Origin of the sequence: Pectobacterium sp. CHL-2024, assembly GCF_044751765.1 — a bacterium.
GTDB classification, from domain to species: domain Bacteria; phylum Pseudomonadota; class Gammaproteobacteria; order Enterobacterales; family Enterobacteriaceae; genus Pectobacterium; species Pectobacterium brasiliense.
Genome location: NZ_JBIXKO010000007.1, coordinates 197,383 through 217,437 on the forward strand (window position 1 = coordinate 197,383; position 20,055 = coordinate 217,437).

General features: G+C 50.2%; 19 protein-coding genes and 1 rRNA gene. 7 read left to right on the top strand and 13 right to left on the bottom strand.

Annotated elements, in window-relative coordinates:
- Positions 1-31: 31 nt before the first annotated feature.
- From fabY to typA, 4 genes are all read right to left on the bottom strand, one after another.
- Entirely contained in the window at positions 32-973 is a 942-nt protein-coding gene (gene fabY / locus ACIPUG_RS12970) for a fatty acid biosynthesis protein FabY (protein WP_039498342.1), read from the bottom strand.
- A 153-nt stretch (positions 974-1,126) separates the two neighbouring features.
- Positions 1,127-1,564: a D-aminoacyl-tRNA deacylase gene (dtd, locus tag ACIPUG_RS12975; protein WP_205543714.1), complete on the bottom strand. Its 438-nt coding sequence runs from the start codon at positions 1,562-1,564 to the stop codon at positions 1,127-1,129.
- A 64-nt stretch (positions 1,565-1,628) separates the two neighbouring features.
- The gene (yihX, locus tag ACIPUG_RS12980) at positions 1,629-2,240 is read right to left on the bottom strand and encodes a glucose-1-phosphatase (protein ID WP_014913639.1); all 612 of its coding nucleotides are present in this window, start codon (positions 2,238-2,240) and stop codon (positions 1,629-1,631) included.
- Between the two features lie 162 nt (positions 2,241-2,402).
- Positions 2,403-4,226, bottom strand: a complete 1,824-nt coding sequence (typA, locus tag ACIPUG_RS12985) for a ribosome-dependent GTPase TypA (protein WP_010298147.1) — start codon at positions 4,224-4,226, stop codon at positions 2,403-2,405.
- A 369-nt stretch (positions 4,227-4,595) separates the two neighbouring features.
- Here typA and glnA point away from each other — a divergent pair, with 369 nt between their 5' ends.
- The 4 genes from glnA (at position 4,596) to ACIPUG_RS13005 (ending at position 8,974) form a co-directional block, all read left to right on the top strand.
- Positions 4,596-6,005, top strand: coding sequence for a glutamate--ammonia ligase (gene glnA / locus ACIPUG_RS12990; protein ID WP_014913638.1), 1,410 nt, complete (start codon positions 4,596-4,598; stop codon positions 6,003-6,005).
- 217 nt (positions 6,006-6,222) lie between these two features.
- Positions 6,223-7,272: a nitrogen regulation protein NR(II) gene (glnL, locus tag ACIPUG_RS12995; RefSeq protein WP_010298136.1), complete on the top strand. Its 1,050-nt coding sequence runs from the start codon at positions 6,223-6,225 to the stop codon at positions 7,270-7,272.
- 8 nt (positions 7,273-7,280) lie between these two features.
- Positions 7,281-8,693, top strand: a complete 1,413-nt coding sequence (gene glnG / locus ACIPUG_RS13000) for a nitrogen regulation protein NR(I) (protein WP_014913637.1) — start codon at positions 7,281-7,283, stop codon at positions 8,691-8,693.
- A 143-nt stretch (positions 8,694-8,836) separates the two neighbouring features.
- Positions 8,837-8,974: a YshB family small membrane protein gene (locus tag ACIPUG_RS13005; protein WP_010281646.1), complete on the top strand. Its 138-nt coding sequence runs from the start codon at positions 8,837-8,839 to the stop codon at positions 8,972-8,974.
- A gap of 178 nt (positions 8,975-9,152) precedes the next feature.
- On the opposite strand, the gene ACIPUG_RS13010 is transcribed toward ACIPUG_RS13005, so the two are convergent.
- The 4 genes from ACIPUG_RS13010 to yihI form a co-directional block, all read right to left on the bottom strand.
- Positions 9,153-9,401: a hypothetical protein gene (locus ACIPUG_RS13010; RefSeq protein WP_014913636.1), complete on the bottom strand. Its 249-nt coding sequence runs from the start codon at positions 9,399-9,401 to the stop codon at positions 9,153-9,155.
- A gap of 58 nt (positions 9,402-9,459) precedes the next feature.
- Positions 9,460-10,833 (bottom strand): oxygen-independent coproporphyrinogen III oxidase, encoded by a 1,374-nt coding sequence (gene hemN / locus ACIPUG_RS13015; RefSeq protein WP_039463576.1) that lies wholly within the window; start codon positions 10,831-10,833, stop codon positions 9,460-9,462.
- 295 nt (positions 10,834-11,128) lie between these two features.
- Positions 11,129-11,305, bottom strand: a complete 177-nt coding sequence (locus ACIPUG_RS13020; RefSeq protein ID WP_164669126.1) for a hypothetical protein — start codon at positions 11,303-11,305, stop codon at positions 11,129-11,131.
- A 3-nt stretch (positions 11,306-11,308) separates the two neighbouring features.
- On the bottom strand, positions 11,309-11,863 hold the full coding sequence (yihI, locus tag ACIPUG_RS13025; protein ID WP_400338671.1) for a Der GTPase-activating protein YihI: 555 nt from the start codon (positions 11,861-11,863) through the stop codon (positions 11,309-11,311).
- 203 nt (positions 11,864-12,066) lie between these two features.
- Between yihI and yihA the strand changes: the two genes are divergently transcribed.
- Positions 12,067-12,702, top strand: a complete 636-nt coding sequence (gene yihA, locus ACIPUG_RS13030; protein ID WP_029367904.1) for a ribosome biogenesis GTP-binding protein YihA/YsxC — start codon at positions 12,067-12,069, stop codon at positions 12,700-12,702.
- A gap of 414 nt (positions 12,703-13,116) precedes the next feature.
- On the opposite strand, the gene polA is transcribed toward yihA, so the two are convergent.
- From polA to ACIPUG_RS13050, 4 genes are all read right to left on the bottom strand, one after another.
- Positions 13,117-15,906, bottom strand: a complete 2,790-nt coding sequence (gene polA / locus ACIPUG_RS13035) for a DNA polymerase I (protein ID WP_400338673.1) — start codon at positions 15,904-15,906, stop codon at positions 13,117-13,119.
- Positions 15,907-16,284: 378 nt separating this feature from the next.
- Complete coding sequence (gene dsbA, locus ACIPUG_RS13040) at positions 16,285-16,908, bottom strand: thiol:disulfide interchange protein DsbA (protein WP_010281626.1); 624 nt, start codon at positions 16,906-16,908, stop codon at positions 16,285-16,287.
- 24 nt (positions 16,909-16,932) lie between these two features.
- Positions 16,933-17,919 carry a serine/threonine protein kinase gene (locus tag ACIPUG_RS13045; protein WP_285668351.1) on the bottom strand — a complete coding sequence of 329 codons (987 nt, stop codon included), beginning with the start codon at positions 17,917-17,919 and terminating at the stop codon, positions 16,933-16,935.
- Positions 17,920-17,997: 78 nt separating this feature from the next.
- Positions 17,998-18,267, bottom strand: a complete 270-nt coding sequence (locus ACIPUG_RS13050; protein WP_400338675.1) for a YihD family protein — start codon at positions 18,265-18,267, stop codon at positions 17,998-18,000.
- 210 nt (positions 18,268-18,477) lie between these two features.
- On the opposite strand from ACIPUG_RS13050, the gene mobA reads away from it, so the two are divergent.
- Positions 18,478-19,056, top strand: coding sequence for a molybdenum cofactor guanylyltransferase MobA (mobA, locus tag ACIPUG_RS13055; protein ID WP_400338677.1), 579 nt, complete (start codon positions 18,478-18,480; stop codon positions 19,054-19,056).
- Complete coding sequence (mobB, locus tag ACIPUG_RS13060; protein WP_400338679.1) at positions 19,046-19,567, top strand: molybdopterin-guanine dinucleotide biosynthesis protein MobB; 522 nt, start codon at positions 19,046-19,048, stop codon at positions 19,565-19,567. Before mobA ends, mobB begins: the two co-directional genes overlap by 11 nt.
- 207 nt (positions 19,568-19,774) lie before the next feature.
- Here mobB and rrf read toward each other — a convergent pair.
- A 5S ribosomal RNA gene (gene rrf / locus ACIPUG_RS13065) occupies positions 19,775-19,890 on the bottom strand.
- Positions 19,891-20,055 lie beyond the last annotated feature (165 nt).

The window sequence follows — 20,055 nt, forward strand, 5'->3', positions numbered from 1 at the left end:
TGAGAAGACAGTCATAATACTGAGCGGCAGGCTAATCTACTTCTGACCCGCCTTCTTCCAGTGGCGCATCCGGTTGAGCAGGCAGCACGATGTAAACTCCTTCGAACAACGCCCCTTTATTGTCATCACCAAAGAGCTCAACATTGAGCTGCACGCGCGCCTTACGCCCACGCGCGAGGCGATCCAGATCGCCACTCAGCGATCCTAAATCAGCGATGGCGTTCGGTCGGCCACTGACTGGCGTACTATAACGAATGTGCGCATCCGCCAGAATAATCGTTCCACCGAGGTGCCGCTCACGCAGCAACAGCCAGATTAATCCCCACCCGGTGAGCGTAGCGAGAGAAAACATGCTGCCGGCAAAAAGCGTATGGTGCGGGTTCTGATTGCCCGTTTCAGGCATGGTGGTAATAAATTGCTTTCCGGTGTACTGGCTTATCCGCACGCCCATTTTTTCACTCAGGGGAATATGCTCGTACCACGCCTGCTGCAACTGTCCGCACCAGTCAGGACGATGCAGAATGTCATCCAGCGTCGCCACCGGTTTAATCATTAGGAAGTGCCGCACAGGTGTGGTTTGTGGCGCGGTGATCTCCCCCTGATTAACAAAACCCAGCTTGGAGAAGAAATCCATTGCGTCTTCACGGGCGCTACAAACCACGCGCTTGGCGCCTTCCTGACGCGCAACGGACTCCAGAGTAATCGCAAGCAGCGTGCCTAGCCCTTTCCCCCGAACATCGGGGTGAACGGCTAAAAAACGGATTGCCGCTTCATTATCTGCATTGATAGAAAGGCGCCCAATCGCGACCAGCCTTCCCTGCTCATCCACCACGGTTTGGTGATGTGCCAGAGCATCGTAAGCATCACGTTCAGAACCCAGCGGCTGGCGTAAAGGTTTACGCAGCATTTCCCAGCGAAATTGATAGTACGCATCCAGTTCTTCCGCGCTTTCAGGTACTCTCAAATGATACATAACCCTTCCTCTATACCGAGATGCCTCATGACATCGGGGTTCATAAGATCAGACTGTTGAAGCAAATTTATACGCGAAACAGCAACGGCGATAGCTCTTCATAAGACAATCGCGTTACAAACCTATGACTTTACAACCCCAGACGTCACAGCCCTATGTCTGTAGCCAGAACGTCACCGGGCCATCATTCACTAATGCCACTTTCATATCCGCCGCAAACTGCCCTGTTTCCGTGTGAACGCCTTTCTCACGACACTGTCCGACAAAATATTGATAGAGACGATCGGCCTCTGAGGGATGCGCACCGCGAGAAAACCCAGGCCGCATGCCACGCTGCGTATCAGCCACCAGCGTAAACTGCGAAACCACCAGCACATTGCCGCCAGCCTGACGAACATTGAGATTCATTTTCCCGTCATCGTCACCGAATATGCGGTAACCCAACACGCGTTCGCAGAGTCGCGTGGCTTTTTGTTCGTCATCGCCCTGCTCAACGCCCAGCAGGATCAGTAAACCTTTATCGATTTCCCCAACCACACTGCCTTCTACCGTAACGCTGGCGCTGGATACTCGCTGAATTAGCGCAATCATAAAACCCGACTACTCCTGATGTCATCATTCCCAATAGGGGCGATGTCCGCCCCTGCGATATAAATCATGCTTTAGCCGTCGTCGCCTGCATGGCGAAAAAATCCGGCACCACCTGACGATCGGTCACCAGAATGCTGTGAATGCCCAGGCTTTGTGCCGCATCGACGTTCGCAGCATTATCGTCAAAAAAGACGGCTTGCGCAGGCGAAACGCCTTCCTCTGTCAGGACATATTGGTAAATCGCCAGCTCTGGCTTACGTAATCCAATCTCTTGCGACAGGTAGAGTCTGTCAGCCGCCGTTGCCACTTCTGGGAATAGCGCAGGCCAGTGTGAACAGTGGAGGCGATTGGTGTTCGACAGAATCACCACGCGGTGCCCTTCCTGACGCAGGCGCTGCATGATGTCGATAACCTCAGGACGCAACGCGACAAAAATAGCCTGCCAGCCAGCGGTGAATTGTTCGAAGCTCAGGGCGATGCCCATTTCCTGACACAGTCTGGTGGCAAATTCCTCGTCACTGATCTCACCCCGCTCATGCTGTTCAAACGCGTCGCCCATGACAAAACGCTCTTGCAACGTCGCGAGCGGCGCGCTGCTCAGATTACTCCAGACACCCAATACTCTATTGAAATCAATATCTATGACGACATTGCCTAAATCAAAGATATACAGCATGGCAGTGACCTCCTGACGTAATCGTAGGATTTTCACTGTAGCGGGAAATGGAGAAACTGAACAGGGAGGAAATATAAAGGAAAGGTTAAAGTGGAAGAAAGCGCATAAAATTCAGGGCACCCGAAGGTGCCCTGTTGCGTAACAAGACAAATCCGTCTGAAATTAGACGTCTTTGCTGCCGCGGCTAGCGCGTTTACGATCGTTTTCGGTCAGGTGACGCTTACGAATACGGATAGACTGTGGCGTAACTTCAACCAGTTCGTCGTCATCGATGAACTCCAGCGCTTGTTCCAGAGACATTTTGATCGCCGGAACCAGTGTGGTTGCTTCATCGGTACCCGATGCACGCATGTTGGTCAGTTTCTTACCGGTCAGACAGTTTACTGTCAGATCGTTAGAACGTGAGTGAATACCGATGATCTGGCCTTCATACACTTCTGCACCGTGTCCGAGGAACAGCTTACCGCGATCCTGCAGGCTGAACAGCGCAAACGCGACAGCTTTACCCTGACCGTTAGAGATCAGAACGCCGTTCTGACGCTGGCCGATTTCACCCGGACGCACGTCATCGTAGTGGCTGAACGTGGAGTACAGCAGACCTGTACCAGACGTCATGGTCATGAATTCGGTACGGAAACCGATCAGACCGCGAGCTGGGATCAGGTAATCCAGACGGATACGACCCTTGCCATCTGGGATCATGTCTTTCACATCACCTTTACGCTCACCCATGGCTTGCATGACTGAACCCTGGTGCTGCTCTTCGATGTCCAGCGTTACGTTTTCAAACGGCTCTTGGTTACGACCGTCGATAACGCGGTTGATAACTTTCGGACGTGATACGGCCAGTTCAAAGCCTTCACGACGCATGTTTTCGATCAGAACTGACAGGTGCAGCTCACCACGACCAGAAACGCGGAATGCATCAGCGTCTTCGGTTTCGTCAACGCGCAGGGCAACGTTGTGTACCAGCTCTTTGTTCAGACGCTCCAGAATCTGGCGCGACGTAACATACTTACCTTCTTTACCGCAGAATGGTGAAGTATTGACGTTGAAGAACATGGTAACGGTAGGTTCATCGACGCTCAGTGCTGGCAGCGCTTCGACATTCTGCGGATCGCAGATGGTGTCGGAAATGTTCAGCTCGCCCAGACCGGTGATCGCGATGATATCGCCTGCTTCCGCTTCAGTCGCGTCGATACGCTCCAGACCCAGGTGAGTCAGAACTTTACCGACTTTGCCGTTACGGGTTTTGCCTTCGCTATCAACAATAGTAACTTGTTGGTTAGGCTTAACTTTGCCGCGCTTGATGCGGCCGATACCGATAACGCCAACATAGTTGTTGTAGTCCAGCTGAGAGATCTGCATCTGGAACGGCGCATCCATCTCAACCTGAGGTGGAGAAACGTGATCGACAATCGCCTGATATAGCGGAGTCATATCTTCCGCCATGTCGGTATGGTCGAGACCCGCGATACCATTCAGCGCAGAAGCATAAATGATCGGGAAATCCAGTTGCTCGTCAGTCGCATCCAGGTTCACGAACAGGTCGAATACCTGATCGACAACCCAGTCAGGACGCGCGCCAGGACGGTCAACTTTGTTGATAACCACAATCGGTTTCAGACCGTTGGCAAATGCTTTTTTGGTCACGAAACGCGTTTGCGGCATCGGGCCATCCATCGCATCAACAACCAGCAGTACCGAGTCAACCATCGACATTACACGCTCAACCTCGCCGCCGAAGTCGGCGTGTCCCGGGGTATCTACGATGTTAATACGGTAGTCTTTCCAATTAATGGCGGTATTTTTTGCGAGGATGGTAATTCCACGCTCTTTCTCCAAATCGTTGGAGTCCATTACACGCTCGGTTGCTTCGACACGTTCACCGAACGTTCCGGATTGTTGCAACAGCTTGTCAACCAGGGTGGTTTTCCCATGGTCAACGTGCGCAATAATGGCGATGTTACGCAAATTTTCGATCACAGCTTTGCCTCAGGCATTTAGAAATAGCGCGCTATTGTACACGTATTAATCGAGGGACTAAACAAGATCACAAGCATCTATGATAAACAACCTAGAGCTGCCTGCTTTGTGATCCCTTTCACGGTGCAAAAGCGCTACAAGCGAACATGAATGCACTAAATAAGTGCAATAATTCACATATGGAGCACCATTTTGGTGCTTTAGACTATAATGGTGCAGTGGATTTCCGTGAGAAAGCCCCAAGGAGCAACACATTGCACACATTTAAAAAGTTGGCACACTTTTAGCTTTAGTCTACTCACGGCAACAACATCAATCCACAACGATATTCGTTCCACGACGATAAATGACCAATCGGGAGAACCAAGTATGTCCGCAGAACATGTTTTGACGATGCTGAATGAGCACGAAGTGAAGTTTGTTGATTTACGCTTCACTGATACTAAAGGTAAAGAGCAGCACGTCACCATTCCGGCTCATCAAGTCAATGCCGACTTCTTCGAAGAAGGTAAAATGTTTGATGGTTCCTCGATTGGCGGCTGGAAAGGTATTAACGAGTCAGACATGGTTCTGATGCCCGATGCCAGCACCGCAATGATCGACCCGTTCTTCGAAGATTCTACACTGATCATTCGTTGTGACATCCTCGAGCCAGGCACGATGCAAGGTTATGACCGCGACCCTCGTTCTATCGCGAAACGTGCGGAAGATTTCCTGCGTTCTTCCGGCATTGCCGATACCGTCCTGTTCGGGCCTGAGCCAGAATTCTTCCTGTTCGATGACATCCGTTTCGGCAGCAGCACTTCCGGTTCCCACGTTGCTATCGACGATGTCGAAGCTTACTGGAACTCCGGTAAAGCCTACGAAGGCGGTAACAAAGGTCACCGTCCAGGTCTGAAAGGCGGCTACTTCCCAGTTCCACCAGTCGATTCATCACAGGACATCCGTTCTGCTATGTGTCTGACCATGGAGCAAATGGGTCTGGTTGTTGAAGCTCACCACCACGAAGTGGCTACCGCTGGTCAGAACGAAGTGGCTACCCGCTTCAACACCATGACCAAAAAAGCTGACGAAATTCAGATCTACAAATATGTCGTGCACAACGTGGCTCACGCCTACGGTAAAACCGCGACCTTCATGCCAAAACCAATGTTCGGTGATAACGGTTCTGGTATGCACTGCCACATGTCTCTGTCTAAAGACGGTACTAACCTGTTCGCTGGCGACAAATACGGCGGCCTGTCTGAAATGGCGCTGTTCTACATCGGCGGTGTTATCAAACACGCTAAAGCTATCAACGCCCTGGCGAACCCGACCACCAACTCCTACAAGCGTCTGGTCCCAGGCTACGAAGCCCCAGTTATGCTGGCTTACTCTGCCCGTAACCGTTCTGCTTCAATCCGTATCCCTGTGGTTGCGAGCCCGAAAGCACGTCGTATCGAAGCGCGCTTCCCAGATCCAGCAGCTAACCCGTACCTGTGCTTCGCTGCACTGCTGATGGCTGGCCTCGACGGCATCATCAACAAAATCCACCCTGGCGATGCAATGGACAAAAACCTGTACGACCTGCCGCCGGAAGAAGAAGCAGAGATTCCAAAAGTTGCAGGTTCTCTGGACGAGGCCCTGGCTGCACTGAACGAAGACCGCGAATTCCTGACCCGTGGTGGCGTGTTCACCGACGACGCTATCGAAGCGTATATCGAACTGCGTAAATCTGAGATTGACCGCGTTCGTATGACGCCGCACCCAGTTGAGTTCGAACTGTACTACAGCGTCTAATAACTACAGCATCTAATCTCTACCTCGGCGTGGTTGGGTGTGCTGATACCCGACCATGACCGATAAACAACAGAATACTAAGAAGTTTGTTCTTGTTGCCGTGGAAACGCTTCAGCCCATCTTCGGATGGGCTTTTTTCACCACTGGCATTGGCCGTTGCGACGTAACATCCATCATTCACACTACAATGCACCACGACGGTGCGGGAGTCTGCGTTATGGCAACAGGCACGCTGCCCGATGCTGGGCAGATCCTAAATTCCCTGATAAACAGCATCTTATTGCTGGATAACGATCTGGCGATTCACTATTCCAACCCGGCAGCACAGCAATTACTGGCACAAAGTTCGCGTAAATTATCCGGCACGCCGCTGCCCGATTTGCTGGGATACTTTTCTCTGAATATCGATTTACTGCGTGAAAGTCTGGATTCAGGACAAGGTTTTACGGATAACGAAGTCACCATCGTCGTAGATGGCAAAGCGCACATCATGTCGCTCACCGCTCAGCGGGTACAAAACGATTTTATCCTACTGGAAATGGCACCGATGGATAACCAGCGCCGTCTCAGTCAGGAACAGCTTCAACATGCACAACAGCAGGCCGCCCGTGATTTGGTCCGGGGTCTGGCGCATGAGATAAAAAATCCGCTTGGCGGATTGCGTGGTGCCGCGCAGTTGCTTGCTAAAGCACTACCCGACCCGGCATTGACGGAATATACCAAGGTCATCATTGAACAGGCGGATCGCCTGCGCAATCTGGTTGATCGCCTGCTGGGGCCACAGCAACCCGGTCTGCACGTCACCCAAAGCATCCATCAGGTCGCTGAACGCGTTTGTCAGCTTGTCTCACTGGAAAAGCCAGATAACGTGACGCTGGTGAAAGACTATGACCCTAGCCTGCCAGAGCTGACGCACGATCCCGATCAAATTGAACAGGTACTGCTGAATATTACCCGCAACGCGCTACAGGCGCTGGGCGAGGAAGGCGGGACGATTACGATACGTACCCGTACGGCTTTTCAGCTTACGTTACACGGTGTGCGCTATCGTCTCGCCGCGCGTATTGACGTGGAAGATGACGGCCCCGGCGTACCTGCTCAACTACAGGACACACTGTTTTACCCGATGGTGAGCGGACGCGAAGGGGGCACAGGTTTGGGGCTTTCCATCGCCCGCAGTCTTATCGACCAACACTCCGGTAAAATTGAATTTAACAGTTGGCCAGGACACACCGAATTCTCGGTTTACCTGCCCATTCGCCAGTGAGGTTCACAATGCAACGAGGGATAGTCTGGATTGTCGATGACGATAGCTCCATCCGTTGGGTGCTTGAGCGCGCGCTTGCTGGTGCGGGTTTAACCTGCGCAACGTTTGAGAACGGAAATCAGGTATTGCATGCGCTGGCGACACAAACGCCCGACGTTCTGCTGTCCGACATCCGTATGCCAGGGATGGATGGACTAGCGCTCTTACAGCAAATCAAACAGCGCCACCCAATGCTCCCGGTCATCATTATGACGGCACACTCCGATCTGGATGCCGCCGTCAGCGCTTATCAACAGGGTGCGTTCGACTATTTGCCGAAGCCGTTCGATATTGATGAAGCCGTTGCGCTGGTTGAGCGCGCGATCAGCCATTATCTGGAACAGCAGCAGCCAGTGCGTAACCAGCCAATCAATGGCCCGACGACGGACATTATCGGCGAAGCCCCCGCGATGCAGGATGTCTTTCGCATCATCGGTCGGCTGTCTCGCTCGTCGATCAGCGTGCTGATTAATGGCGAGTCGGGGACGGGTAAAGAGTTGGTAGCGCACGCTCTGCATCGCCACAGCCCGCGTACCAAAGCCCCTTTTATCGCGCTGAATATGGCGGCCATACCCAAGGATCTGATCGAATCAGAACTGTTCGGCCATGAAAAAGGCGCGTTTACAGGTGCCAACCAGATTCGTCAGGGCCGCTTTGAGCAAGCCGATGGCGGTACGCTGTTTCTGGATGAAATCGGCGATATGCCGCTAGACGTACAAACACGTCTGTTGCGCGTATTGGCAGACGGACAGTTTTACCGAGTTGGCGGCTACGCCGCGGTAAAAGTGGATGTTCGTATTATCGCGGCAACGCACCAAAATCTTGAACAACGCGTGCAAGAAGGCAAGTTCCGTGAGGATTTGTTCCACCGCCTGAATGTGATCCGCGTCCATCTGCCGCCACTGCGCGAACGTCGGGAAGATATCCCTCGTCTGGCGCGTTATTTCTTACAGGCCACCGCCAAAGAACTGGGCGTCGAGCCGAAGAATCTGCACCCAGAAGCGGAAACGGCGCTAACCCGTTTACCGTGGCCCGGCAACGTGCGCCAATTGGAAAATACCTGCCGCTGGTTGACGGTCATGGCAGCCGGTCAGGAAGTGCTGATTCAGGATCTGCCGCCTGAACTGTTCGAGACCACTGCACCGGATTCCACTGTGCATATTCTGCCAGACAGTTGGGCCACGCTGTTGGCACAATGGGCCGATCGCGCACTGCGTTCCGGTCATCAAAACCTGTTGTCAGAGGCACAGCCGGAAATGGAAAGGACGTTGCTGACGACGGCCCTGCGGCATACGCAGGGGCATAAACAGGAAGCGGCAAGATTGTTGGGATGGGGCAGAAATACCCTGACGCGTAAATTAAAAGAGCTGGGAATGGAGTAGCAAGATTGCTTTTTTATTGCTCAATTGTTAACAAACAAACTGGTGATAAAAAATACAATCTGGCGCACGAAATTGTCATTAATTTGTCCTTTACTTGCCTCGAGTCAGCAGTATGATCGTGTCGCTGATTCGGGAGGAACACCATGCTGGATTCATTGATTTCTGCGGCAACGCTTTCCGTTGCAACACACGGCGCTGAAATTGGCTCCGCGGCAAGCCATTCGCCGCAGGCTGCTATTGCCGCCGTTTTGTGTGCCGCACTGATTAACTTCTTTAGTTAATCCTATATACCCTAAATAATTCGAGTTTCAGGAAGGCGGCAAGAGAAGGAATCCCGATGAGCTTACTCAGGTAAGTGATTCGGGTGAGTGAACGCAGCCAACACACCTGCAACTTGAAGTATGACGGCTATAAACGTTTGAGAACAGCCAGTCGGTACTAACATCGACTGGCTGTTTTTTATTTACGTTTTTCAGCGTCCGCATAGGCTGGCATGTCAGCCACTTTCAGGTCAGGATGCATCGCTTCAATCTCTTTAATCAGCTTATCGAATACGTCCACAATGCCATTCCCTACAACGCCACGAAATTTTTTGTGCTCGTCTTCAGGCACTTTCCCCTGTAATGTTTTTACCTCGTTGTACATGAGGTTCGCGAGGTTAAGTGCCTTATCCCGATATTCTCTGGCTATCTCTTTATCTGAAAACATGCGATCTCCTTGTCATTAAAGCCTTTTTCCTCCCAGGATAGCCACCCTCTCCGAGCAGTTAAATCACGCGGGAAAATTGCTGTGTTCTGAGCTTGCTACGTAGATAAACGTCAAAGCACATACAGATATTGCGGATCAGCAACCGTCCTTTCGGCGTCACCACCAGCCCGTCCTCCTGACTCTCCACCAGCCCATCGGCCACCAGCGGAGCAAGCAGTGCTAAATCCTGCTCAAAGTAGGTTTTAAAATCGATAGCATATTCCGCCTCAATGGGCGCATAGCTGAGCTGGAAATTACAAATGAGCGTCTTAATCACATCGCGGCGGAGGCAGTCATCACGCGTCAGCTGTAACCCACGCCACAAGCCATTCCCTTGGTCTTTGACCTGCGCATAATACTGCTTCAGCTCTTTCTGGTTCTGAGCATAGCTATCACCGATCATACTAATCGCCGAAACGCCCATCCCAAGCAGATCGCTGTCGCCCTGCGTCGTATAGCCCTGGAAATTGCGATGCAGTTTCCCTTCTCGCTGCGCCACCGCCAGCTCATCGTCTGGGCGAGCAAAGTGATCCATACCGATAAACTGATAGCCCGATTGCGTCAGCGACCCAATCGTCTGTTGCAGAATGTCCAGCTTTTGCTCGGCGCTCGGTAAATCCGCTTCTTTAATCTTGCGCTGTGCGGCGAACAGGCTGGGTAAATGCGCATAGTTAAAGACGCTAAGCCGATGCGGGCTTAATTCCGCAACGCGCTGTAGCGTAAAGGCGAAGCTTTCCGGCGTTTGTTTCGGCAGGCCGTAAATCAAATCAATATTGGTTGAGGTGAAGCCTAGCGCTTTTGCCCGTTCAATAAGGGCAAAAATAAAGTCTTCATCCTGCTCACGATTGACCAGCTTCTGCACGTCTTTATTAAAATCCTGCACGCCCATGCTCAGGCGGTTAAACCCTTCGGCACGCAGATGATCGAGGACGTCCAGCTCAATTTCTCGCGGATCGACTTCAAGCGACAGCTCAGCCTGATCGGAAAAAGAGAACTGCTCGCGCAGCAGTGACATCAGTCGGCTGATTTGTACTTTATTCAGATAGGTTGGTGTACCGCCACCCCAATGCAATTGCGTCACCGTTCGTCCAGCGAATAGCGGCGCACGCTGGCGGATTTCCAGCTCCAGCACATCAAGGTATTCATCCGCTTTATGCTGCTGACGCGTAACCAGCTTATTACAGCCGCAGAAATAGCACAGCCGATGGCAAAAAGGGATGTGGATATACAGCGACAGCGGTCGCTGCGGATAACGGGCAATGGCCTGCTGAAACGCCGGCTCATCGTAAGCTTCACTGAATTCTAACGCTGTGGGATAAGACGTATAACGCGGCCCAGAATAGTTATATTTTTGAATCAGGGCCAGATCCCAGTCAACGGACGGTATCGACATATTCGCTCACTCCTTCCAGTTTTTACTCGGTGGGTTATCCTTCCCCTCCTTCAGATCACCAAAAATGGCGTTCAAAAACGCTCCCGGCGTTTTGTTACTCGTCTCATCCTTGAGACTCGCCCTAAGGGCCGTCACATTGTGACGTTCAAAAACGCTCCCGGCGTTTTGTTACTCGTCTCATCCATGAGACTCGCCCTAAAGGGCCGTCACGTTGTGACGTTCAAAAACGCTCCCGGCGTTTTGTTACTCGTCTCATCCATGAGACTCGCCCTAAAGGGCCGTCACGTTGTGACGTTCAAAAACGCTCCCGGCGTTTTTGTCTTGGGCGTAGGCGTCGCACCTGATTCATGCGCCCGTTAAACAGGGCGCGGTGCAACCGATGCTTACGCTTCGACAATAGCCATAGTTTACTGAACAGACAGAGCAGATAAAACGCAACCAGCAATATCAGGAACAGAAACAGCCATTTCATTGATTAGAACGTGTCTTTCGGGTTATTACGTTTCAAAAGCTGCAACATATCTTCCTGCGGCTCTTCTTCGTCATCATCACCCAGCTCAATTCCAAGCTCTTCCATCAGGATGTCAATACGATCCAGCGTTTCATCAACCCATGACTGATCTTTAGCGCTTAGCGTCTCGCCGCTATCCAGACGATCCAACAAGGCATCCAGGCGCGCATCGTTTTCTAACATTTCCAGCTCTTCTTCCGGCGACATTGTCGGCTTCGCAGCAACGGCTTTCTCCACTGGTTCAGAAGGCTTCGATTTAGGCTTCGGCTTAGCCACAGCGCTGTCTAACACACCAAGCTGTACCGGCTTTTTGCTGCCGATACGCGGATCGACAGCTTTACGCTGACCAGAACGCTGATCGTTGGACGCTTTTTCCTGAGTTCGGCTGCCCGACGCGTTGCCACGATGCTTTTTATCTTTTTTCCGATCGCGCGCTTCACGCTCCAGCTCTTCGCGGGTCTTTCTTTTTACTTTGGGTTTCCCTGCCTTATCGGCAGCCCCTTTGACAGGTCGGTTCATAATATTGTTCTCAGGTACACAGATATAAGGGAAGTGCGGCGGAATCTAGCAGAAAGCCCGCGAATAAAAAAGCGTCCACATCAGACAGCTGAGCTTTTCTTTTCGCATCAGTCTGCTGCATTTCACGACAGATAAAGCCGCCTTTATTGTCAGTTACAGGTATAATCCCCAACCAGACAGAGATCCAGATAGAGATAACCATCGTGACCCAGCAATATAACTACCACATGACGCGTTTTATCATCAGCGCCCCGGATATTCGCCATCTGGCAACAGATAGCGGTATTGAAGTGGCCTTTGCTGGGCGCTCTAATGCCGGAAAATCCAGCGCACTGAACACGCTGACCAACCAGAAAAACCTGGCACGAACCAGTAAAACGCCAGGCCGTACTCAGTTGATTAACCTGTTTCAGGTGGTAGACGGCGTGCGTTTGGTCGACCTTCCCGGCTATGGCTATGCCGAAGTGCCGGAGCAAATGAAGATCAAATGGCAACGTGCGCTCGGTGAATATCTGCAAAAGCGTAACAGCCTTAAGGGTCTGGTTGTGCTGATGGATATTCGCCATCCGCTGAAAGATCTCGATCAGCAAATGATTCAGTGGGCTGTTGATGTTCAGCTTCCAGTCTTAGTGCTGCTGACCAAGGCCGATAAGCTGGCTTCAGGCGCGCGTAAGACACAGTTGAACATGGTTCGCGAGGCTGTCTTGCCATTTATGGGTGATATTCAGGTCGAAGCATTTTCGTCACTGAAAAAGCTCGGCGTCGATAAACTACGGCAGAAATTGGATAACTGGTTCAGCACGTTGGAACACGCTGAAGAAGAACAAGAAGCAGAGTAATCCTTTCGCGTGGTGCAGAGTATCATCACTCGCATCACGCCCCGCTTTCCCGCAATGATCGCCCACCCGAGACGTTATTTTCACACACGAAACCGTGCTTACATGTTGCTGTCTGCTACACGGCTACCGGCGTTTTGAGGGTAAAAACTCTGGATAAAGCCCATAAAAAACGCCCCGCTCAAAACTGAGCGGGGCGGCTAATATTCAGCCAAATCCGATTACGTGAAGTAAAAGGTCTGAAAGATAGAACATCTTACCTCTGTACCCTACGTCTTTAACTCTACCCTATTTTTTCACGGGAACAAAGGCTTTTTTGTTGTTTACTTTCATAGAAAATGGTTATCGATTACACAAAGTTAAACCAGGTCACACAATACTGTTATTTAATTACAGAAATAGCGCAAGAATCGGCCATTAATGTGCTTCATCCCAGTTCATGCCCGTACCGATGTCTACCTGTAACGGAACATTCAATTGCATACAACCTTCCATTAATGCTTTGATTTTACTAATGGATTCTTCAATAACCGAATCATGAATCTCGAAAACCAATTCATCGTGAACCTGCATGATCATCTTCACCTTCGGCGTGTCTTTCTGTAGCCAATCGTCAATCGCGATCATTGCTTTCTTAATAATATCAGCAGCGGTGCCCTGCATTGGGGCGTTAATCGCCGCACGTTCTGCGCCTTTACGCGCCATCGCATTACGAGAATGGATATCAGGCAGATAGAGACGGCGACCGTCAAGCGTGGACACATAGCCATGCTCTGCGGCCTGTTGGCGCGTACGCTCCATGTAATCCTGCACACCCGGGTAACGCTCAAAATACAGGTTCATGTATTTCTGCGATTCGCTACGGGGAATATTCAACTGGCGCGACAGACCAAATGCGCTCATGCCGTAGATCAGACCAAAGTTGATCGCTTTCGCACTGCGACGCTGTTCCGATGTCACCTTATCCAATGCGGTGCCAAATACTTCTGACGCCGTTGCCCGGTGGATATCCAACCCGTTAGCAAACGCGTTCAACAGCCCTTTATCACCGGATAAGTGCGCCATGATACGCAGTTCGATTTGCGAGTAGTCCGCCGCAACAATGCTGTAGCCCTTCGGTGCAATGAATGCCTGACGAATACGGCGCCCTTCGTCATTACGCACCGGGATATTTTGCAGGTTCGGATCGCTGGAGGACAAACGCCCGGTCGCGGTAACAGCCTGATGATAAGACGTATGAACACGCTTCGTCGCCGGATTGATCATCAGCGGCAGCTTATCGGTGTAAGTAGATTTCAGCTTGGCCAACCCACGATATTCCAGGATCAACTTCGGCAGAGGGTAATCCAGCGCCAGTTCAGCCAGCACTTCCTCATTGGTTGACGGTGCGCCTTTTGGCGTTTTCTTCAGAATCGGCAGCTTTTGTTTTTCATACAGAATACCCTGTAGCTGCTTGGTCGATGAGAGATTGAACTCTTCGCCCGCCAGCTCATAGGCTTGTGTTTCCAGCTCTGCCAGACGGATTGTGAGCTCTTTTGAGTGTTCCGCGAGAATAGCAGGATCGATCAGTACGCCTGTACGCTCGATGCGGGATAAAACCGGCACCAGCGGCATATCAATAGTCTGGAAAACCTGGCACAGATCGGCATGCGGCTGGAGTTTCCCCCAGAGCTTCTGGTGCAGATGCAGCGTAACGTCCGCATCTTCGGCTGCATAAGGACCAGCCTGTTCCAGCGCAATCTGATTAAACGTCAGCTGATTTTTTCCCTTACCCGCGATCTCTTCAAAGGTAATGGTTTTGTGGCTCAGATAGCGTTCGGCCAGGCTATCCATATCGTGGCGGCCCGCCACGCTGTCGAGCACATAAGATTCCAGCATGGTATCAAACGCGATGCCGCGTAAATCGATGTCATACCGCTGCATCACGCCTTTATCAAATTTGAGATTCTGACCAATCTTAAGCAGCTTCTCATCTTCCAGCAGCGGTTTGAACAAGGCCAACACCTTGGTGCGATCCAACTGTTCCGGCGCATCCAGATAGTCATGCGCCAGCGGCAAATAAGCGGCTTCACCCGGCTTAATGGCGAATGACAGCCCAATCAGATTAGCGGTGAGTGTATCCAGCCCGTCGGTTTCCGTATCAAAAGCGAAAACTTCAGCCTGTTTTAAACGCTCAATCCAATCGAGCAGCGTTTTTTCATCAAGAATCGTGACATAACCGTCGGCAGAAAGTGTAGGCGCATTATCTTCTTCAGCAACTTGCTCAACCACCGCGTTACTCGCAGCCTGAACAGGCTGGCTGCTCTTTTTACCCTGCATCCAGATGCCTGATTCAACATCTGATAACCAGCGTTTAAATTCATAGCGGGAAAAGAGACGATGCAGCTCATCCACATCCAGCTCATTAACGGTGAGCTGATCGCAGCTAAGTTCCAGCTCGACATCCGTTTTAATAGTGGCTAGCTGATAAGAGAGGTAGGCCACGTCTTTGTGCTGTTCCAGCTTCGGCGCCATGGTTTTCGCACCACGGAAGGAAAGCCCGGCAATTTTATCAAGATTGGCATAGAGCGAATCCAGCCCGCCGAGCCCTTGCAATAGCGCTTGAGCCGTTTTTTCACCCACGCCAGGTACACCGGGAATGTTATCTGATGCATCCCCCATCAGCGCAAGAAAATCGATAATCAGCTCAGGAGGAATACCGTACTTATCACACACTTCCTGTGGGCCAAGAATCGAGTTATTCATGGTATTAATGAGCGTCACGCTCGGCGTCACCAGCTGCGCCATATCTTTATCGCCGGTACTAATCAGCACCGATTTACCCGCTTTTTCAGCCTGAACGGCGAGCGTACCAATCACATCGTCCGCTTCTACGCCGGAAACCGCCAGAAGCGGCAGTCCCATCGCTTTCACCATCTTATGCAGAGGCTCTATTTGCTCGCGTAGATCCTCCGGCATCGGTGGGCGGTGAGCCTTATAATTTTCGAACAGTTCATCGCGAAACGTTTTTCCTTTCGCATCAAAAACGACGGCAACGTGGCTGGGCTGATATTGCAACAGCAAACTGCGTAGCATATTCAGTACGCCATACATTGCACCGGTGGCTTCTCCCGCGCTGTTTGTTAACGGTGGGAAAGCGTGATAAGCACGATACAAATAGGATGAACCGTCTACCAGTATTAAAGGATTTTCTGCAATCTGAGCCATAGCCTGCCATGATCGTTGTGGTCTGTCATAGCGCTAAGCATGCCATAGGTCAGGGAAAGAGACGATCCTTAACGTGAGATATTGGCTGATTTTGCATGGATCCTCGCAAGATCTTCCTGTGGATAACTTTGTGAATAGTTTTATCCGCTTAATTGCTAATTTCCCCTATTATCTTAAGTTATTTTTTTATACCCATTAATTTCATGAAGTTATAATATAACCTGTTTATTTTTAAGGCGTGATAAACCGTCATCCAATTTGTGGATATAAACAAACAGATAAATAGATATTGCGAACTGATGAGATATAAAAGATAAGAAGATGAACCGCGGGAAGGTATAAAGTCATGCGGTTTTACCCGCATGACTTATTAAATAATTACTTCTTGGTAATGAGGAACTTCACCACGTCAGCGTACTGTTTTACATACCCATCCATTGAACTGGTATCAAGACCATCATTCTTGATCATATATTTACCGTTAACGAACATGGCTGGAACACCGCGTAATTGTAAATCGGCGGCCGCTTTTTCCTGCTGGGCAACCAGAGATTTCACAACAAAACTATTCAGAGCACCATCAAACTCTTCCGCACTCACGCCGGCTTTCACAAAGACTTCGCGAATATCTTCCGGTTTTTGTACAGTCTGTGTTTTCTGAACCGCATCAAACATCAGCGGGGTAATTTTATCTTCAACGCCCAGCGCCATAGCAACAGCCCATGCCTGCGTCAGGTTTTTACCCAATGGGCCCAGGAAGTCCACGTGATAACGTGTCATCTTCGTACCCTCTGGCAACGCTTTTTTTACTGCATCTGGAACGTGGTAAACCTGTTCAAATTGATAGCAGTGCGGGCAATAGAATGAGAAGAACTCAAGAACCTGAGGCTCTTGGGTTGCAGGTTTATCTAATTCTACATATTGCTTGCCGTCAGAAAACTCTGCAGCAGAAGCACTAAATGCCAGAACAACGCCAATCAGCGCAAGCCATAACTTTTTCATAAATTTAACTCTCTCCATTTAATTTCAGTACATTGGCATTAGCTGTAGAGGAGGTTCCTGCAACAGCTGAGTTTGCCCAATAAATATTGCCGTTTGCTTCAACCAGAAATCAGCATCCGTCATCCAGGGGAAATTTTTCGGAAAAGCGGGGTCTTCCCAGCGACGGGCAACCCAAGCTAAATAATAAACCTGCCGCATCGCGCGAAGAGGCTCAATCAGCGAGAGCTCTTTCTCCTGAAATTCCGCAAATTCGCTATAGGCTTCTAACAAGATATCCAGTTGAATACGTTGTTCACGACGGTCACCGTGCAACAGCATCCATAAATCCTGTATTGCCGGGCCATTACGGGCATCATCCAAATCCACAAATAGCGGGCCATCACGCCACAAAATATTGCCTGGATGACAATCCCCATGCAGACGCAGTGGTCGCCAGTCGTTATGCCAATAAGTTTCAACTGTATCAATCAGTTGACGGGTCGCTTGTAAAAAATCATGTCGATGTATTTTCGGTATTAGCGGACATGTCTCCAACAACCGATAAGATTCATGCAGGTATTCATTTACCCCGATCGTAGGACGCTCGGTGAATAACGATTTCTGCCCCGTCTGGTGAATCCGGCCGAGAAAACGACCGACCCACTCTAGCTGGTCTTCATTATCCATTTCATACTGCCGCCCACCCACGCTGGGGAATACGGCAAAATGAAACCCTTCATAGACGTTCAACGTTTGCCCATTAAGCGAGACGGGCGCGACAACAGGGACTTCATCTTCTGCCAATTGCTGGGCAAAAATATGCTCTTCCTGAATCTGCGCTGCACTCCACCGTTCCGGGCGATAAAATTTCACCACGAATCGTTTACGATCTTCATCCGCAAACTGATACACTCGGTTCTCATAACTGTTTAATGCCGTCAAACCAGAATCAACGCGCAGCCCAACATCCAGCAAGGCATCCACGATCAGATCTGGGAATAGTGTCTGAAAATTAAATATCGAACTATTCATCACGGCCACAAATGGTTAGAGGCAACGTAAGAGGTATGCGTGCAATAGTTAGCATCATGAACGTGTTATTCCTTTCCACTAGTCTTTAATAGCTCCCCGGGCACTAAGCAAAGCTGTCTTAAAATCTTCTTCGTAATCCTTCTTCAACCCGGGGATGACTTGTTCTTTATCTGCATCACGCATTTTTAGATGGTAAATAAGGATATCATCAGTCAGTTCATTTAACTGCCCCTCGAACCCCGCCTCCTGTGCAAGGTTTTGTAAAAATTGCACCAGATTTAAATCGGGCTCTTTTTGCCAGGCTGGGTGCAACAGCTCAATCAACTCATTAACACGATGACATTTCATTTTTTTCTCCTTAAAAACGATTTGTACTCAATAAATTTCAATATGCAGGAAGCGACTTGAGCGCTATTGAGTATATAGCGATAAAAATAACAGCCTTGCTCACATGAGGAAAGAATTTGGTCTTCTGCGAAAGTTTTCAGAGAATAGCGTATGGTTTAGCCCCACAAACTTTCGGTAGAGGAAAGTGGGCATCGATAATTGGAAAGTGAAATGATTACAGGCGTTATTCTCGCAGGCGGACGGGCAACACGCATGGGCGGGCACGATAAAGGTCTGATAGCACTGAACGGTGAGCCGCTATATCTGCATGTTCTGTCTCGGCTTAAAGCACAGGTTAATGAAGTCATGATCAGCGCTAATCGCAATCAGGCTGTGTATGCGCGAAGTGGCTGCCACGTTATTAGTGACGTTGATACAAGCTTCCCAGGCCCGCTGGCGGGTATTCTGAGCGGATTACATGCCTCTCCATCCGAATGGGTTGCATTCGTCCCTTGCGATGTCCCGGCACTCCCTTGCGATCTGGTAAACCGCTTGTGGCAAGCACGTGGGGAAGCTAATGCGGCTTATGCCACTGATGGAGAACGGCCACATCCCACATTACTCTTAATCAATAAAAACCTTATTGAATCACTAGAGGCCTATCTGCATCTCGGAAACCGTAAGCTGATGCTATTTATGGAACAGGTTGGAGCAAACGCCGTTTCATTTAGCGATCAGCCTGAAGCTTTTCGCAATATGAATTCGCCTGAAGATTTATCCAATTGGGAGAAGCAACACCGTGAATCCTAATCGTGTCCCCTTGCTCGCTATTACTGCTTATAGCGGTACAGGTAAAACGACATTACTTAAACACGTCATCCCGCTGCTGACGCATCATGGCGTTCGAGTCGGGCTTATTAAACATACACATCATCAGATGGATATTGATACGCCAGGTAAAGATAACTATGAGCTCCGTAAGGCAGGCGCAGCACAAACGATTGTCGCCAGCAGCCAACGGTGGGCGCTGATGACGGAGACGCCTGATCAGGAAGAACCCAATATTTACGATCTAGCAGGGAAAATGGATGCATCAGCTCTCGATCTAGTGCTGGTTGAGGGATTCAAATACGAGAAGATCGCTAAAATAACCTTGTTTCGCCAATCGTTGGGTAGAGAATTAAGTGATTTGATCGATGAATATGTCATTGCGATTGCAGCGGATACGGAGATAGACACCCGACTTCCTGTGCTCGATATCAATCAACCAGAACAGGTTGCTGCTTTTATCCGACAATGGCTCAAAAATAACAGTCTGTAGTGCGGAATAGACTACCGCTCACACTGAACCATTGGGTAATGTCTAGTAGGACGTCGATTTTCGCCCCCATATCTCTTGGCGGTCAGGTTATCTGCCGGATAAACCGCAATAGATCCACAACGGTGAGTAAATCGTTGCAGATAACCTCCAAAATTCCCCATAGCAAAAAGCCCTCGTCTTTCGACGAGGGCTTTCCACTTATTTGATGCCTGGCAGTTCCCTACTCTCACATGGGGAAGCCCCACACTACCATCGGCGCTACGGCGTTTCACTTCTGAGTTCGGCATGGGGTCAGGTGGGACCACCGCGCTATCGCCGCCAGGCAAATTCTGTTTCATTCCAGCCGTTATGTTTCACTTTTTTGTGTCACACAACCACCAGAACCAATCTCTGAACAAGCTGAATATCGTTCTCTATGAGTCTTTAAAACACCTTCGGTGTTGTAAGGTTAAGCCTCTCGGGTCATTAGTACTGGTTAGCTCAACGTA

Bases quoted from the DNA above. Each gene is read 5' to 3' on its own strand.
- yihX (WP_014913639.1), bottom strand. From the start codon at position 2,240: ATGCTGTATATCTTTGATTTAGGCAATGTCGTCATAGATATTGATTTC.
- ACIPUG_RS13050 (WP_400338675.1), bottom strand. From the start codon at position 18,267: ATGAAATGTCATCGTGTTAATGAGTTGATTGAGCTGTTGCACCCAGCC.
- mobA (WP_400338677.1), top strand. From the start codon at position 18,478: ATGATTACAGGCGTTATTCTCGCAGGCGGACGGGCAACACGCATGGGC.
- fabY (WP_039498342.1), bottom strand. From the start codon at position 973: ATGTATCATTTGAGAGTACCTGAAAGCGCGGAAGAACTGGATGCGTAC.
- ACIPUG_RS13020 (WP_164669126.1), bottom strand. From the start codon at position 11,305: ATGAAATGGCTGTTTCTGTTCCTGATATTGCTGGTTGCGTTTTATCTG.
- polA (WP_400338673.1), bottom strand. From the start codon at position 15,906: ATGGCTCAGATTGCAGAAAATCCTTTAATACTGGTAGACGGTTCATCC.
- hemN (WP_039463576.1), bottom strand. From the start codon at position 10,833: ATGTCGATACCGTCCGTTGACTGGGATCTGGCCCTGATTCAAAAATAT.
- glnG (WP_014913637.1), top strand. From the start codon at position 7,281: ATGCAACGAGGGATAGTCTGGATTGTCGATGACGATAGCTCCATCCGT.
- dtd (WP_205543714.1), bottom strand. From the start codon at position 1,564: ATGATTGCGCTAATTCAGCGAGTATCCAGCGCCAGCGTTACGGTAGAA.
- glnL (WP_010298136.1), top strand. From the start codon at position 6,223: ATGGCAACAGGCACGCTGCCCGATGCTGGGCAGATCCTAAATTCCCTG.
- ACIPUG_RS13010 (WP_014913636.1), bottom strand. From the start codon at position 9,401: ATGTTTTCAGATAAAGAGATAGCCAGAGAATATCGGGATAAGGCACTT.
- dsbA (WP_010281626.1), bottom strand. From the start codon at position 16,908: ATGAAAAAGTTATGGCTTGCGCTGATTGGCGTTGTTCTGGCATTTAGT.
- ACIPUG_RS13045 (WP_285668351.1), bottom strand. From the start codon at position 17,919: ATGAATAGTTCGATATTTAATTTTCAGACACTATTCCCAGATCTGATC.
- yihI (WP_400338671.1), bottom strand. From the start codon at position 11,863: ATGAACCGACCTGTCAAAGGGGCTGCCGATAAGGCAGGGAAACCCAAA.
- ACIPUG_RS13005 (WP_010281646.1), top strand. From the start codon at position 8,837: ATGCTGGATTCATTGATTTCTGCGGCAACGCTTTCCGTTGCAACACAC.
- glnA (WP_014913638.1), top strand. From the start codon at position 4,596: ATGTCCGCAGAACATGTTTTGACGATGCTGAATGAGCACGAAGTGAAG.